General features: G+C 71.0%; 11 protein-coding genes. 5 read left to right on the top strand and 6 right to left on the bottom strand.

Translation table 11 applies throughout. The annotated features are described in order from the left end of the window. Positions 1 to 22: 22 nt before the first annotated feature. Entirely contained in the window at positions 23 to 1,618 is a 1,596-nt protein-coding gene (locus HV826_RS06185) for a HEAT repeat domain-containing protein (RefSeq protein ID WP_176416080.1), read from the top strand. Here HV826_RS06185 and HV826_RS06180 read toward each other — a convergent pair. The 3 genes from HV826_RS06180 to HV826_RS06170 form a co-directional block, all read right to left on the bottom strand. Next, positions 1,572 to 3,752, bottom strand: coding sequence for an FUSC family protein (locus tag HV826_RS06180; RefSeq protein WP_176416079.1), 2,181 nt, complete (start codon positions 3,750 to 3,752; stop codon positions 1,572 to 1,574). The two genes, HV826_RS06185 and HV826_RS06180, sit on opposite strands and share 47 nt — an antisense overlap. A gap of 47 nt (positions 3,753 to 3,799) precedes the next feature. Then, on the bottom strand, positions 3,800 to 5,146 hold the full coding sequence (locus HV826_RS06175) for an LETM1 domain-containing protein (protein WP_255207897.1): 1,347 nt from the start codon (positions 5,144 to 5,146) through the stop codon (positions 3,800 to 3,802). Positions 5,147 to 5,342: 196 nt separating this feature from the next. After that, entirely contained in the window at positions 5,343 to 6,185 is an 843-nt protein-coding gene (locus HV826_RS06170; RefSeq protein WP_176416077.1) for a metal-dependent hydrolase, read from the bottom strand. A gap of 155 nt (positions 6,186 to 6,340) precedes the next feature. On the opposite strand from HV826_RS06170, the gene HV826_RS06165 reads away from it, so the two are divergent. Then, positions 6,341 to 8,200 (top strand): HSP90 family protein, encoded by a 1,860-nt coding sequence (locus HV826_RS06165; RefSeq protein WP_176416076.1) that lies wholly within the window; start codon positions 6,341 to 6,343, stop codon positions 8,198 to 8,200. Further along, the gene (locus tag HV826_RS06160) at positions 8,200 to 9,327 is read left to right on the top strand and encodes a hypothetical protein (protein ID WP_176416075.1); all 1,128 of its coding nucleotides are present in this window, start codon (positions 8,200 to 8,202) and stop codon (positions 9,325 to 9,327) included. Before HV826_RS06165 ends, HV826_RS06160 begins: the two co-directional genes overlap by 1 nt. Before the next feature lie 12 nt (positions 9,328 to 9,339). Here HV826_RS06160 and HV826_RS06155 read toward each other — a convergent pair whose 3' ends face one another. Beyond that, positions 9,340 to 11,691, bottom strand: coding sequence for a Tex family protein (locus HV826_RS06155; protein WP_176416074.1), 2,352 nt, complete (start codon positions 11,689 to 11,691; stop codon positions 9,340 to 9,342). A gap of 59 nt (positions 11,692 to 11,750) precedes the next feature. Next, positions 11,751 to 12,290 carry a GNAT family N-acetyltransferase gene (locus HV826_RS06150; protein ID WP_368670848.1) on the bottom strand — a complete coding sequence of 180 codons (540 nt, stop codon included), beginning with the start codon at positions 12,288 to 12,290 and terminating at the stop codon, positions 11,751 to 11,753. Positions 12,291 to 12,443: 153 nt separating this feature from the next. Between HV826_RS06150 and HV826_RS06145 the strand changes: the two genes are divergently transcribed. Together HV826_RS06145 and HV826_RS06140 are read left to right on the top strand one after the other, a co-directional pair. Continuing rightward, a complete protein-coding gene (locus HV826_RS06145) occupies positions 12,444 to 12,854 on the top strand; it encodes a hypothetical protein (protein WP_176416072.1) in 411 nt (136 codons plus the stop codon). Between the two features lie 41 nt (positions 12,855 to 12,895). Continuing rightward, a complete protein-coding gene (locus tag HV826_RS06140; RefSeq protein WP_176416071.1) occupies positions 12,896 to 13,093 on the top strand; it encodes a hypothetical protein in 198 nt (65 codons plus the stop codon). A 195-nt stretch (positions 13,094 to 13,288) separates the two neighbouring features. Here HV826_RS06140 and HV826_RS06135 read toward each other — a convergent pair whose 3' ends face one another. Further along, positions 13,289 to 15,514, bottom strand: coding sequence for an alkaline phosphatase (locus tag HV826_RS06135; protein WP_176416150.1), 2,226 nt, complete (start codon positions 15,512 to 15,514; stop codon positions 13,289 to 13,291). Positions 15,515 to 15,535: the final 21 nt, after the last annotated feature.

Raw genomic sequence — 15,535 nt, 5'->3', positions numbered from 1 at the left:
TCGCAGACGCACTGGAGACCGCATGACCCGCTCTCTCACCGCGTTGTGTGTTGCGCTCTCTTTCCTGGTGTTGGCTGGGTGCAAGGGGGACCCAGCGACCCCGGAGTACTGGGAATCAGGCATCCAGCAGAGCCGCAGGGCGGAGGACCGCATCCGCATGGTGGAGGCCATGCGTTCGTCCGGGAAGATGGACGAGCGCTTCCTGCCCATGCTCCACGGTCAGCTCGACACCGAGCGCAAGCCGGAGGTGCGCGCCGCGCTGGCCCGCGCGTTGGGCGACTTGAAGCATGCCTCTTCAGTGGAGCCGCTGACGAAGGCCCTGGACCCGGCGGCGAGCGACATGCCCGCGCACCTGGCGAACAAGGCCATTGTCGCGACGCTGGGGGCCATTGGTGACCGCCGCGCCATCCCCTCGCTGGTGCCGCTGCTGCGCGCGAAGGACAACTACACGCGCATCGAGGCGGTGCAGGTGCTGGGCGACATGAAGGCGAAGGAAGCGGTGGAGTCGCTCATCACCCTGGCCACGGACGACACCGTGGAGCCCTTCCTCAACAAGAAGGCCATTGAAGCCCTGGGGGACATCGGTGACGGCCGCGCGGCGCCCGCGCTGGTGCGGATGCTGACCAAGGAGCGCAAGGGCAAGTCCTTCTACGTGGAGAGCTCCTTCGCGCTGTACCAGCTGGGCGCGCCCGCGGCGGACGCGCTGCTGCCGGCGCTGGAGGGCCAGGACAAGGAGCTGCTGAAGTGGGCGCGGTCGAACGGCGTCAACCCCGCCAGCTACGCGATGAAGGCGGCGACGGTGCTGGGAGACTTGCGGGAGAAGCGCGCGGTGGCCGCGCTGATGAAGCAGCTGGACTTCACCCACGCGGACCCGCAGGTGCAGGCGCTGGTGCGGATGCAGGCCGCGGACGCGCTGGCGCGCATGCGCGCGCAGGAGGCGGTGAAGCCGCTGGCCGGGCTCGTGGCGGAGACGGACGCCACCGTGAGGGATGCCTACGTGAGCGCCCTGGTGCGCCTGGGCGGACGCGACGCGCTGCCCGCGCTGGAGAAGGCCGCGGGCACCGGCGACTGGTACGCGAGGGAGTCGGCGGTGAAGGGCCTCGCCATGCTGGGCGACGCGCGCGAGCTGCCCGTGCTGCAGAAGCTGGCCGCGGCCGAGCCGGCGCGGACGGCGGCGGACTGCAAGCAGGCGGAGGATGACGGCTGCGACGACGCGGCCGCGCTGGGCAAGCAGCGGGCGGACCAGATCGCGGGCCAGTCCAAGCTGCTGGAGGCCGCGCAGGCGTGCGCGGGCAACGCGGGCTGCTGGGTGCAACGCATGGAGAAGGCGGAGCCGCGGATGCTGGAGCGCGCGGCGCTGGAGGTCGGCCGCTCGGGCGCGGCCGAACACGCGGGCGCGCTGGCCTCGCGGCTGGGAGCGCGCGACACCGAGGCCCGGCTCGCGCTCGTCCTCGCGGTGGGCTGGCTGGTGGAAGGCTCGAAGGACGCCGCGAAGAAGCTGCGCGAGGCCTCCCTGCCCACGCTGCGCAAGCAGCTCGCGGACGAGCAGGGCAACACCCGGTTCGTCAACGTCAACGAGGACCTGCGGCGGCTGGTGGCGACGCTGGACCGGACCTGACGCCCTCCTTGAGCCGCAGCGGCGGGACGCGCTCCGCCGCGGAGTGCAGCACGGTGAGCTGTCGCACGAGCCGCTCCACGTGCGCGCGCGACAGCGCATCCACCCCACCCACCGGAGCCGTGGCGGGCATGGGCGCGGGCCGGCGTTGCTGCTCCATGGCCGTCGCCAGCTCGTCCAGCACGCCCCCGGCGAAGCGCACCACCTCGGAGAGCTCCCGGGGGGACGCCGGGTCCGCGCGGCTGGCGGCCAGCGTGGTCACCGCCGACGTGAAGCGCCGCGCATAGACGAGCAGCGCCATCACCGGCTCCAAATCCCTGGCGGGTCCGCGCCACTCTCCCAGCAGCCGCTGGAAGGACGCCTCCGCCGCCAGCAGCGCCAGGCCCATCTTTCGCCGGGCCTCGCGCACCGCGGGCTCCGCGTCCGAGTGCGCGGCGGCCACCGACTTCAGGTAGTCGCGGTCCGCGCGCAGCGCGAAGGCCACCTGCTCCGGCAGGCGCAGGTGCTCCGGGCTGGGCCACAGCAGCCGCGTCACCGTCAGCGCAATCAGTCCGCCGAGCAGCGTGTTGATGATGCGCACCCCGGCCAGCTCCCAGTCTCCCGACTGGAGCTCCGCGAGCAGCACCAGGGCCGGCGTCAGCAGCACCTGGAACGCGGACAGGCTGAGCGGCTGGACGCTCATCGCCACCGCGAACAGCACGACGATGGCCAGCAGGATGATGGCCGGGTCCCTCACCAACGCCACCAGCCCCGCGGCCAGCGCCGCGCCCAGCAGCGTGCCCGCGATGCGCTGCAGGCTCCGCTGGAACGTGAGGCCCGCGTAGGGCTGCAGGACGACGGTGACGGTGATGATGACCCAGTAGCCGTGATTGAGCCCCAGCGCCCAGACGAGCGCGGTGGCCAGCGCGGCCGCGACGCCCAGCCGCAGCGCGTGGCGGAAGATGACGGAGCGGACGTTGAGGTTCTCCCGCAGCGGCTCCAGGAGCGCCTGCCGCGGCGCCGGCTCCGCCTTTCCCGCGGGCAGCGCCAGGGCGTCTGGCACGGGCGCGCCGCCCTCCAGCCGCGCCGCCACCTCCACCGTCGCGTGGGCGTAGTCCCGCAGGCGGTCCAGCAGCGCGTACACGTACTGGTAGCCGGCACGCACCGGCTCGGGCACCTCACCCGCCGTCTCCAGCGCCTCCAGGGCCCGCTTCACCCGCTCGGCGTCCCACACCGGCTGGGGGTTCACCGCCGCCCCCTTCTCCAGGGCCAACGTGACGCGGCGCAGGTCCGCGGCCAGCGCCGCCAGCGCGCGCTGCACCTCCGCGCGGAGCGCGTGATACCGAGGCTCGGCGGGCGCCACCTCCAGCATCTCCGTCAGCGCGATGAGCGTCACCATCATCGAGTCCACGCCTTCGACCAGCACCAGCAGGTGTTCGCCCCGGCCGCTCTCCCCCGCCCGGCCCATGCGCGTGGAGGCCAGCACGGTGCGCGCCTGCTCGATGAGCTGACGCATGCGAGCCTGCCAGGGCGCCACCACCGGCAGGACGCCCGCGGCGGCGGGCGGCACCCCTTCGAGCGGCCAGCGCCCCACCTCTTCCGCGTGGTCCGCCAGCGCGTCGTAACACCGGGCAACGGCCAGACGCGCGGGCCGGTAGGGCACCAGCGGCCACAGCATCAACGCGAGGAACATGGCCCACGCCCCGCCCACCAGGAACAAGCCGGAGCGCAGCAGGGCGTCCGCCACGTCCCTGGCGGGGAGCGCGAGCGACACCACGAAGTAGTTGGCGAGCACCACGCCCATCAACCCGGGCGTGTCCCCAAACGAGCGAGCGAACCCGCACGCCGTCACCCAGAGCAGCGTGGCGATGACGGCGGCCCACGCGGGCAGGTGCAGCGCCGCGACCAGGCCCACCACCGCGCCCAGGAGCGTCATGGCCCCCATGGTGAGCGCGCGATACCGGTAGGGCCCGCCCCGGTCCACCAGGGCGACGAAGAGCGCGGCCAGCCCGACCCACGTGGCGGCGGGGAGGTGCAGCAGGGCCGCGACGGCCATGGGGCCGCCCACCGCGAGCGCGGCGCGCAGCCCCGCGCCATACGCGGGGCGGCCCGGCTCTACCCGGAGGAAGGCCTGGAGGTGATGACGAAGCGGACTCATCGCGGGTGAAGGTGATGTCCAGGCGTGGACGCGGCCAGGGGCCCGCGTCAGCCGGCCTCACGCTCCGGCCCCGCGTCGTCGAAGTCCTCCTCGACGGGCGCGGCCTCCTGGAAGGCGCTGGGCAGCAGACTGAAGGGCAGCACCTTCGCCAGCGCCGCCAGCAGCAGGATGCCGCCGGGCGCCGCGAAGATGGCCAGCGCGGGAATCGCCTTGGCCACGTCGATGAGCTGCGCGCGCATGCGCCGCCGCTCGTCACCCGTGAGCGCCTGACGCCGGGCCGCCTTCGTCAGCAGCACCGCCAGGTCGCCTGTCTCGCGGACCTCCTGCATCAGCCGGTAGAAGTTCGTCTCCAGCGTCTCCTGGATGCCGGCCACCAGGTCGTCGCCCATGGCGCCCGCGGCGTCCGACACGGTGAAGACGTCCACGATGGCGCGGTGGCGGACATAGAACTCCGCCATCTCCAGCTCCAGCCGGTGCAGCTCCACATCCGGGACGTGGAGCGCCTCCGCCAGCTCGCGGATGAAGACGCGCTCGCGCCGCGTCTTGCGGCCGTCCACCAGCGCCGCCAGCAACGTCTGCTCCAGCAGGAAGTGGCGCACGTCCACGCTGCGCACCTGGCGCACCACGTCCCGCACCGGGCGGCGGCGCGCGAAGGACTGCTTCACCGCGGCCTTGAGCTCGGACGTCATCGCCGCCGGCAGCCGCAGGGACTCCACCTGCCGCAGGATGGCGCGGCGCGCGGGCAGGCCCGGCACCCGGTCCACACACGCCAGCCCCGTCAGCACGTCCACCAGCAGCGCCTTCTGCCGCGCCGCGAAATCCAGCCGCCGCCGCGCCCGCTCGCGGTGCAGCGTGCCGCGCGAGAAGTAGTCGATGGCCTGCCGGCAGAACAGCTGCGCGTCCGCGTACTGCGCGCCGTTGTGCAGCACCAGCCCGTACACCGGGTCCCCCGCCAGCACGGGAGAGCGCGTCACCAGCGACGCCTCCACCTTCGCCGCCAGCCGCCGGGACACCGGCCGCCCCGAGGCAATCGTCGCGTCCACCGTCTCCGCCAGCGCCAGTTCCCCGGTGAGCACCGCGAACAGGACCAGGAGCTGCTCGGTGCGGACCGCCGCCGGGGCCCCCACGAGCCGGCCCAGCTCCAGCGCCATCAGCGCCAGGGTGCGCACCACCGCGTGGAAGAGCTGGTCCTCCAGCACACGCGCCTGGAGTTCCGTGGGCTGCTCCACGTCCGTCGCGGCGGGCGCGTCCGCGGGCGTGCCGTACAGCAGGCCACTGGCGCGCAGCGTCCGGCGCAGGTACGCGCGGGCCCGGGCCCGTCCGGAGCCCAGCGGAGGCGCGGACGGAGCCGGCGCGCCCGCCTCGAAGGCGACCGTCTCCGTCAAGAGTGGCATGAGCCACCCCGCCTTGGTGAAGTCCATCACCGGAGCACCCCTGGGCCGCGGGGAGAAACCCTCGCGCCGCGAAAGGAGCGGGATGTAACCCAGGGGCCTCCCGGTTGCCACTCGGCCACGGGACAGGGTCAAGGCCCGGAAGTCAGCGGGGATAGAACCGCCACTTCTACCGGGCCCAACCATCTGCTCTCGGTGCCTACAGCGCGGTCGTCGCGCCGGGCGCCGGGGCCACCACCTTGGCCGTGCCGCGCAGCTTCTTCAGCTCGCCGGTCAGCGCGTCCGGGGTGCCCTGGAGCAGGGGGAAGGTGCCGTAGTGCATGGGAATCACGCTCTTGACCTTCAGGAGCCGCACCGCCTGGGCCGCCTCCGCGGGGCCCATGGTGAAGTGGCCGCCAATGGGGAGCAGGGCCACCGTGGGCTTGAACTGGGTGGCGATGAGCGACATGCCCTCGAAGGGGCCGGTGTCACCCGCGTGGTACAGCGTGGGGCCCTTGTCGACTTTCAGCACGTAGCCCAGGGGCGCGCCCGCGTACTGCGCCGGCGACTTCGGGTCGGCGGCGTAGCTGCTGGAGTGGACCGCCTCCACCAGGTGGAGCGTGACGTCCTTCACCTGGAAGGTGCCGCCCGCGTTGGCGCCCACCGCCTGGGCCTCCGGGAGCCCCAGCAGGTTGATGAGCTCGAAGGAGCCGTAGACCTTCGCGCCCGTCTTCTCGGCCAGCGCCTTGGCCTCGCCCACATGGTCGAAGTGGCCGTGGGTGAGGAGGATGGCGTCCAGCGCCTCCGGCTGCGCGGCGCCCTGTGGGGCCTTGGGGTTGGTGAGCCAGGGGTCGATGGCAATCACCGCGCCGCCCGGGCTGCGAATCACGAAGGCCGCGTGCCCCCACCACGTCACCTCCGTCTTGCCGCGAGGGGCCGCCACCGGGGCCTTCTTGGTGGCCGCGACCTTGGCGGGCGCCGGGGTGCCCTGCGCAGCCGCCGTTCCGCTGAAGGCCATTGCCGCGCCCGCCACCACTGCCATGAGCTTCGTCCGCATATCCATCCACTCCTGCTTGCGAGGTGAAGACCTGCCGCCGCCACCTGACAAAGACCGGGCGGCCATTCAAGGGCCCGCCATGGATGCCCAAGTACGCGCCGCGTCTCAAGCTCGATTCGGCTGTCGATACGACGGGGGGCGTGCGCTAACGTCGGCGGCACGTGGACCACCGATTTCAAGTCAGCCTCCGCGGGGTCATCGACCTCCTGTCTCACCACCTGTACAGCTCCCCGGGCGTCTACGTACGCGAGCTGCTCCAGAACGCGACCGACGCCATCCGCGCCCGCCAGCTCCTGGAGCCCGGCCACGCGGGCACCGTCCGGCTGGAGCTGATGGAGAAGCAGGACGGCAGCCCGCCCACCCTGCTCTTCACCGACGACGGCGTGGGGCTGACCGAGGACGAAATCCACCGCTTCCTGGCCACCATCGGTGAGTCCTCCAAGCGCGAGGCCCTGGAGGCCCGGCGCAACGACTTCATCGGCCAGTTCGGCATCGGCCTGCTGTCCTGCTTCATGGTGTGTGACGAGCTGCTGGTGGTGACGCGCTCGGCGCGCGGCGACGGGCGCACGCTGGAGTGGCGGGGCCGGCACGACGGCACGTATGCCGTGCGGCCCTCCGAGCACCCGCTCGCCCAGCCCGGCACCCAGGTGTTCCTGGTGGCCCGCCCGGACATGGCGCAGTGGTTCACCGCCCAGCGGCTGCGAAACCTCGCCAGCCACTACGGCGGCCTGCTGCCCTTCCCCGTCCACCTCACCACGGACCAGGGCACCGAGCGGCTGGACACCTCCGGCGTCCCCTGGCGCCGCGAGTACGACAGCGCGTCGGAGCGGCGCAAGGCGCTGCTCGCCTACGGGCGCGAGCTGTTCGACACGGACTTCGTCGACTGCATCCCGCTGCGCTCCACCGCGGGAGACGTGGACGGGGTGGCGTACGTGCTGCCCGCGTCGCCGCACTTCAACTCGCGGCAGAAGCACCGCGTGTACCTCAAGCACATGCTGCTGTCGGAGAGCGCGGAGAACCTGCTGCCGGACTGGGCCTTCTTCGTGAAGTGCGTGGTGAACGCCAACGCGCTGCGGCCCACCGCCAGCCGGGAGTCCTTCTACGAGGACGACGCGCTCGCCGCGGCGCGCGAGTCCCTGGGGCAGTCCCTGCGCGGCTACCTGATGGAGCTGGCGCGCGAGGACCCGCGCGCGCTCCAGCGGCTGATTGCCCTGCACGGGCTGAGCGTGAAGGCGCTGGCGCTGGATGACGACGACTTCTACCGCCTCATCATCCACTGGCTCCCCTTCGAGACGTCGATGGGGATGATGACGCTGGCGGACTACCGGCGCGCGCACCCGGTGGTGCGCTACACGTCCACGCTGGACGGCTTCCGGCAGATTGCCCAGGTGGCCAGCGCCCAGGGCCTGTGCATCATCAACGCGGCGTACACGCACGACACGTCGCTGCTGGAGAAGCTGCCGCACGCGGTGCAGGACGTCCAAGTGGAGCCCTTCACCTCCGCGGACCTGCCGCAGAGCTTCGAGGAGCTCACCCTGGACGAGCGCGAGGCCACCTTCCCGCTGCTGCGCATGGCGGAGCGCGTGCTGGCGCCGTTCCGCTGCGGCGCGGTGGTGAAGAAGTTCTACCCGGCGGAGGTGCCCACGCTCTACAGCGCGGACGCGGAGGGCGCGTTCCGGCGCGACGCCGAGCGGGCCCGCGAGGAGTCGGATGACCTGTACGCCGGCGTGCTGGACAGCGTCATGGCGGCCTCGGGCAGCGAGCCTGCGCAGCTGTGCTTCAACCTCCACAACCCGGTGGTGCGGCGGCTGGCGGCGGTGGCGGACCGGGACATGCTGAAGCTGTCGGTGGAGATGCTCTACGTGCAAGCCCTGCTCCTGGGACACCATCCCTTGAACGCACAGGAGATGGTGCTGCTGAACCAGGGCCTGCTGGGCCTCATCTCCGCGCACCTGGGCGGGGATGGCGGACGCGGCGGCGAAGAAGGCAGCGGCGGCGCGGGTCCCCGGGGGCTGCACTGATGAGCGGTGACTGGCGCGAGCAGGCGGAGTCGCTCTTCGAACAGGCGGGCGGGCTGGCGGAAGGCGAAGGCAAGGTGCGGCTCCTGGAAGAGGCGGTGCGCCTGGCGGACACGCACAAGGACGTGGGCCTGGGCTACCGGATGCGGGACGCCCTCATCGACGCGGCGACCTTCGGCGGCTTCCCGGACAAGGCGCTGGTGGCCTTCGCGTGGTGCCGGGGCCAGCAGAAGAAGGACCCGAAGCGCTTCGACCCGGAGGAGATGTTCTGGAAGCAGAAGTGGGTGGTGGCACGCATCAAGGAGTTCCCGCACATCACCCGCAAGCAGATCGTGGACGCGCTGGACGACGTGGAGCAGTGCTTCAAGGCCACGGACTCCGGGGCGCGCGCGGTGCTGAAGATGCGCTACCAGGCCGCGCGGGAGATGGGTGACGCCGCCGAGGAGGTGGAGCGGCTGTGGAGCTTGTGGCTGGAGGCCCGCAGAGACCACCTCACCGACTGCCGCGTGTGCGAGCTGGACGACGAACTGGACCACCACGCCGACAAGGGCGAGTGGCAGCAGGTGCTGCGCAAGGCGAAGCCCATCCTGGACGGCCGCAAGGCCTGCGCGGAGATTCCCCACCTGACGCTGGGCACGGTGCTCTACCCGCTGTTCAAGCTGGGCGAGCTGGAGCAGGCGCGCGAAGTCCACCGCCGCGGCTACGCCCTGGTGGCGAAGAACCGCGAGTTTCTCTCCACCGTGGGCGAGCACCTGGAGTTCCTCGCCCTGACGGACAACCTGTCGCGCGGGCTGACGCTGCTGGAGAAGCACCTGGGCTGGGCGCTGGACCACCCGAGCTACCGGGACCGCTTCACCTTCTACGCCGCCGCCGCCTTCCTGCTGGAGCGGGTGCTGGCCGCTGGAGAGCGGGACGTGGTGAGCCTGCGGCTGCCCAAGACGTTCCCCCACCACCAGGCGGATGGCGGCTACGACGTCCGGGCCCTGCACGCCTGGACGCGGGAGCAGGCCCGGGACATCGCGGACCGCTTCGACACGCGCAACGGGACGGACCGGTTCGCCAGGCTCCTGGCGCGCAACCAGGTGCTGGCGGGGGAGGTCCGTCCCTTCCCCATCGACGCGAAGCCGTGAGGCGACGCCCCGTCAGCGCTTGAGCTTGCTGAACGGGTTGTTGAACGGCTCCGGGCCCTTCTTCTCACCGGGCCCCGAAGGCGGCTTCGGCCCCGGGCCGGAGGCAGGCCGCGCGCCCTGACGAGGCCCGCCGCTGCCGCCGCCGCGCTCCGTCATGCGGCCCTGCCCCGTGGCCCCGCCGACGGGGGGACGGCCCGACGGCTGCGGCGCCCCACCCTCCTGCGCCGCGCGCACGGAGAGCGCCAGCCGCTTGCGCGCCAGGTCCACGGTGAGCACGCGCACCGTCAGCCGGTCGCCCACCTTCACCACTTCGGACGGGTCCTTCACGAAGCGCGTGGAGATTTGCGACACGTGGACCAGGCCGTCCTGGTGCACGCCCACGTCCACGAAGGCGCCAAACGCGGTGACGTTCGTCACCACGCCCTGGAGCACCATGCCCTCCTTCACGTCCTCCAGCGAGCGCAAATCCTCGCGGTGCTGGGGCGCGGTGAAGTCGCCGCGCGGGTCGCGGCTGGGCTTCTCCAGCTCCGCCAGGATGTCCTTGAGCGTCAGCTCGCCCAGGTCCGGGCCCAGGTAGCGCTTCGGGTCAATCTTGCGCACCAGCTCGGCGTTGCCCACCAGCGCGCTCACGGCCACGCCCAAATCCTTCGCCATGCGCTCCACCACGCCGTAGCGCTCCGGGTGGACGGCGCTGGCGTCCAGCGGCTCCGTCCCGCGCACGCGCAGGAAGCCCGCCGCCTGTTCGAACGTCTTCGGCCCCAGGCCGCTCACCTTCAGCAGCTCGCGCCGCGTGGTGAAGCGGCCCTTCGACGCGCGGTGCGCCACCAGCTTCTTCGCCAGGGACGGCCCCACGCCGGACACGTGCTCCAACAACTGCGGAGACGCGGTGTTGACGTCCACGCCCACCGCGTTGACGCACGAGTCCACCACCTCGCCCAGCTTCTTCTTGAGCAGGCCCTGGTCCACGTCGTGCTGGTACTGCCCCACGCCGATGCTCTTGGGGTCGATCTTCACCAGCTCCGCCAGCGGGTCCTGGAGGCGGCGGCCAATGGACACCGCGCCGCGCAGGCTGACGTCCAGGTCTGGGAACTCGTCCCGGGCCACCTCGGAGGCGGAGTAGATGGACGCGCCCTGCTCGCTCACCGACACCACGGGGACCTGCGAACCCATCGCCTTCAGCGTGTCGCGCACGAAGTCCTCCGCCTCGCGGCTGCCCGTGCCGTTGCCCACGGCGACCAGCTCCGGCTTGTGCTTCTGCACCACCGCTGCCAGCAGCTTCGCCGCGCGGGCGCGCTCGTCCGCGCCGCGCTCCGAGTAGAGCGTCACCGTCTCCACCACCTTGCCGGTGACGTCCATCATCGCCAGCTTGGTGCCCGTGCGCAGGCCCGGGTCCAGGGCCAGCACCGCGCGGGCGCCCGCGGGCGGCGTGAGCAGCAGGTGGCGCAGGTTCTCCCCGAAGACGCCAATGGCCTGCCGGTCCGCGCGCTCCTTCAGCTCCGCGCGCAGCTCCGCCTCCAGCGACGGCCCCAGCAGCCGCTCCCAACTGTCCTCCACGGCCGCGCGCAGCTCCTGTGAGAAGAGGGCCTGCGGCCTCGTCACCACGCGCCCGGCCAGCAGGCCCTTCACCTCGTCGTCGGGCAGGGAGAGCTTCACCTTCAGCACGCCCTCTTCCTCGCCGCGCAGCAGCGCCAGCACGCGGTGCGAGGGGGCCTGCGACAGGGGCTCCTCGTGGCCGTAGTAGTTCTCGAACTTGGTCGGCTCGCCCTTCTTCGCGGGCACCACGTTCGAGCACAGCGTGCCCCGGCGCGCGCTCACCTCACGGGCCTCGCGGCGCAGGCCGGCGTCCTCGGCCACGCGCTCGGCGCAGATGTCGCGCGCGCCCGCGAGCGCCGCGGCCTGGTCCGGCACGTCCTTCTCCGGGTTGATGTAGGGGCGCACGCGCGCGGCCACGTCCTCGCCCCGGCGGCCGTCCTGCTTCCACACCAGGTCCGCCAGCGGCTCCAGCCCGCGCTCCCGGGCAATGGCGGCGCGCGTGCGGCGCTTGGGCTTGTAGGGGAGGTAGAGGTCCTCCAGCTCCGTGCGCGCCTTGGCCGCCTTGAGCGCCTTCGCCAGCTCCGGCGTCAGCTTCCCCTGCTCTTCAATCGAGCGGAGGATGGTGTCGCGCCGGGAGTCCAGCTCGGCGCGCTCGGTGGCCCGGTCGAAGAGGGTTTGAATCTGGACCTCGTCCAGGCCGCCCGTGACTTCCTTTCGGTAGCGCGCGATGAAGGGAACGGTGGCTCCGTCCTCTTGCAGCGCGAGGGTCCGGTCCACCTGCTCGGGCCTGAGGCCCAGCTCCTGGGAAAGCTCCGCGGCGTAAGCGTGCATGGCGCCGCTTCTATAACCCGGGCCCCGCACCGCTCCCAGAGACCGGCCGTCCGAAGCGCTCAGCCAACAACGAACGCGGCGCGCCGGGCCTCCCACTCCGGGCGCAGCAGGCCCCAGATTTGCTGGTCCCTGCGTTGCCCCAGGAACAGGCAGTGCCCGCGCAGGGTGCCCTCCATCGTGAAGCCCAGCTTGCGCGCCACCCCTTGAGAGCCCGTGTTCTCCGCCAGCGTCGTCAGCCACACCCGCTGGAGGCAAGGCAGCGTGAAGAGCTGCTCCAGCATCAGCCCCACCGCGCGCGTGCCCAGGCCTCGGCCGTGGTGCGCGTCCGCCATCATGTAGCCCAGCTCGATGCGGCCATGCGCGCGCGACAAGTCCCGCGCGGACACCGTCCCCACCAGCTGCCCGTCCGCCTCCACGAACCACCGGAAGCTCCGCGCGCGGGGCTCACCCACCGCGCCCGCCTCCAGGATGCGCCGCAGGAGCAGCTCCCGCGTGTCGTCCTCCGTGTCCACGAAGCGCCGCGCGCCGGGAGCCGCCCGCATGGCCAGCCAGAAGTCCACGTGCTCCGGCCGGGCGGGAATGAGTTGGACAGCACTCACGACAGCACCAGTTGACATGGTTGGCTTCTATCGCGGCTGACGCCGCGACGCATCATGCCGGGCCGGATGACAAGCATCAGCACCTCACGGGGCTGCCCACCTGGATGAACGCTATACTGACCCATCCACCCCCACTCCTGGAAAGGTAGAGCCATGGGACTCCCCGAGCGCAGGGCACAGAAGGCCTACGAGACGAATGTCTTTCCCAAGCAGAAGCAGCTCATCGACGAGGCGGCCCACTTCGAGGTGCCTGTCGAAGTCCACTGGGACACCTTGATAGAGGACGGCTACAGCCACCTCTTCGAGGATGCGTGGACGAAGGTCTTCTTCACCTCCGTGGTGGATGCGTTCAAGGCCATCTGTGTCGATGACATGGGCAAGGACGCGCTCAAGGAGAAGCTGAAGAAGGTGGTCATCCAGAACACGGCCGGGAACTCCAATGGGAGCCGCGTCGCCAGCTTCGCGGAGGGTGTGCTGACGCTGGACCATCAGCCCTTCACCAACATCGACGACCTGAAGGACCGCACCAAAAACATCCAGAAGACGTTGGAAGCCGTCCTGTAGGTCCAAGCCACCGTCGAGCGGGCCTGGGGGGAAGCAACGTCATGTCATTGAATACCTGGCCCCGGGACCGCTCCATGAGCCCGGGCGGCGGCCTCTCCACGGGCCCGGGTGGCGGCCTCTACACCGGCTACTGCGAGCAGCCCTATCGGAGCAACCAGCCACCGCGCGCGGCGCTGCTGGAGTACCTGGCCAGGATGGGAATGCAGCACCTGCTTCAGCTCCTCATACGCTACGGCTGACGGCTCCCGCGGCGCAGGCCGCGCAGCGCCCCTCATTGCCTTTCGCAAGCGGCGAAGCCGCGGCAGGCCGACATCGCCTTGAGCGCGCGCCTCGCGGAGCTGCACCGGCCCCGAAACGGCCGAGGGCCGCGGCCCGGAGCACCTGGCTCCCGGCGCGGCCCTCGCGCCTCACCCGGCGGGTGAGGCCCGTGCCGCTCAGGCGGCGGTGATGGCGCCGTCCTTGATGACGAAGTCGCGGCGGAAGGCCTTCGCCGTCAGCTCGGCGGGCGAGCGCAGCGAGTAGTCCCTGGCGATCTCCGTGCTCGGGATGAGGTGGAAGGCCGCCTTCGCCTCGGTGCCGCCGACCTCCAGCACCACGAAGCCGTGGGCGTCACCGTCCACGAACGCCATGCCGGGGTGCGCCTCCTTCAGCGACTTGTCCAGCTCCGTCACGATGTACCGGTACACCGAGCTGCCGGAGGAGAAGCCCGCGCCGATGACGGCCAGACCCGCCAGCTCCTTGATGGAGCCGGAGGAGATGGCCGGCGCCGTCAGCGCGGGGATGCCGGACTCCACGGACGCGAAGGACGCGTGGATGTCGCCGGAGATGAACAGCGCGTTCTGCACCTGGTTGTCGCGCAGGAACTTGAGGAACTCCTGCTTCTTGGTGGGGAAGCCGTCCCACTGGTCCACGTTGAAGTAGAAGTCCTGGCGCAGCGTGGGGTCCGGGACGTCCGCCTTGTCGCTCAGCTTGAACACCATGGAGGTGAGCGAAATCGAGGAGACGATGATCTTCCACGCGTTGGTGGCCTGCACCGACTCCTGGAGCCACGCCTGCTGCTCGTTGCCGAAGATGCCCTCGGTGGCCCCCGCCGAGCCCATGTACTTGATGGCCGCGAACAGGTCGAAGATGGGCTTCACCACGACGTAGCGTGAGCCCTGGATGCCGAAGAGGCCCGTCTTGCCCATGTGCGCATAGGCCAGGCCGCGCGGCGTGCCCGCCACGGGGATGAGCGGAACGGCCGACTCGCCCGCCGCCACGCGCGCCTGGTTGACGGCGTTGAGCACCTGGTTGACGTAGAGCAGCGCCTGCCCACCGGAAATCCAGAAGGCCGCCTTCGTGGCCGCCTCTTCCGCCGTGAGCCCGGCCGCGACGGCCTGCTGGACGTACACGCCGGTGAGGATCTGCTTGTAGGGCGTCAGCTCCTCCGCGTCGATGTCCACGTAGGCGAACATGTCCGACTGCAGCTGCGCCTGCGTGGCCTCCGGCAGCGTCGGCAACACCATGGCCAGCTGCTCGGCCGGCACCGCCACCTTGCCCGGGTACGCGTCCTCGGGGATGAGGTGGTCGGGGCGGTAGGTGCGCGTGTCCGTCACCAGCAGCTTCAGGTTCCGGCCGAACTCGAAGTCGCGGTAGATGCGCGTCGGCTGGGCCACCACGGCGTTGATGTCGATGGCGCCCGCGTCGCTCGCGCCGTGGTCCATGGGGATGTACTCGAAGAAGGCCTGCTCCGCGTTGCGGCGGCGCTCGGTCTGCTTCTCGTTGGTCTTCTCGTCCGTGTACGTCGCGACGTCGCCCCAGCAGTCGTCGGAGAACTCGTGGTCATCCCAGGTGACGATGAACGCGTAGCGCTCATGCACCTGCTGGATGATTTTGTCCGTGCGCAGGTTCTTGTAGAGGTCGCGGTAGTTGGACAGCGAGTTGGCCGCGTAGAACGACGTCAGGCCCGTGCCCTGACGGAGCGCCTTCTCCGGCTCGCTGAAGACGATGCCGCGCCCGTCCACGGACTGGAACGACGCGTCGCCCGTCGTCTCGTAGACGTAGTCACCCAGGAACACGACGAAGTCGAGGTCCTCGTTGAGCTGCAGCAGGTGCTGCCACGCGTTGTAGTAACGGCCGATGTAGTCCTGGCAGCTGGCGAAGACGAACTTCACCGGCACGTCGTCGCCCGCCGCCGGCGCGGTGCGGGTGCGGCCCGTCACCGTGGAGTGCTTCTGGCCGTTCGCGTCGATGCTGAAGCGGTAGTAGTACGTCGTGCGCGCCGACAGGTTCGTCACCTTCACCTTCAGCGCATGGTCGAACTGCGCCTGCGCGGTGAAGGACTGGTCCAGCACCAGGCTGCTGAACGACTCGCTGGTGGAGACCTCCAGCCGCACCTGCGTGTTCGCGCCCGCGTTGTCCGGGTCCACCGCCCGCACCCACAACACCACGCTGTCCGGCCGCGGATCCCCCGAGCACACCGACTGCGGGAAGTACTTCTCACCAGCATCCGACGACGTCTCGTCGTCGGAGCATCCGAACGCAGTGGTCGCGGCGACGGCGACGGCGGCCTGGAGGAAACTGCGGCGTTTGAATCGGTCGAACAAGGTGGGACTCCGGATTGCGCGGGTTGGGAAGCAGGGCCGCGAGTCTAGAGCGCCCGTCCGCTCCGCAGGAAACATCCCCACGGAATGAAACGACAA

Origin of the sequence: Myxococcus sp. AM010, from assembly GCF_013372585.1 — a bacterium.
Lineage (GTDB): Bacteria > Myxococcota > Myxococcia > Myxococcales > Myxococcaceae > Myxococcus > Myxococcus vastator.
Note: the sequence above shows the minus strand (reverse complement) of the source record. Positions and strands in the feature narration are given on the sequence as shown.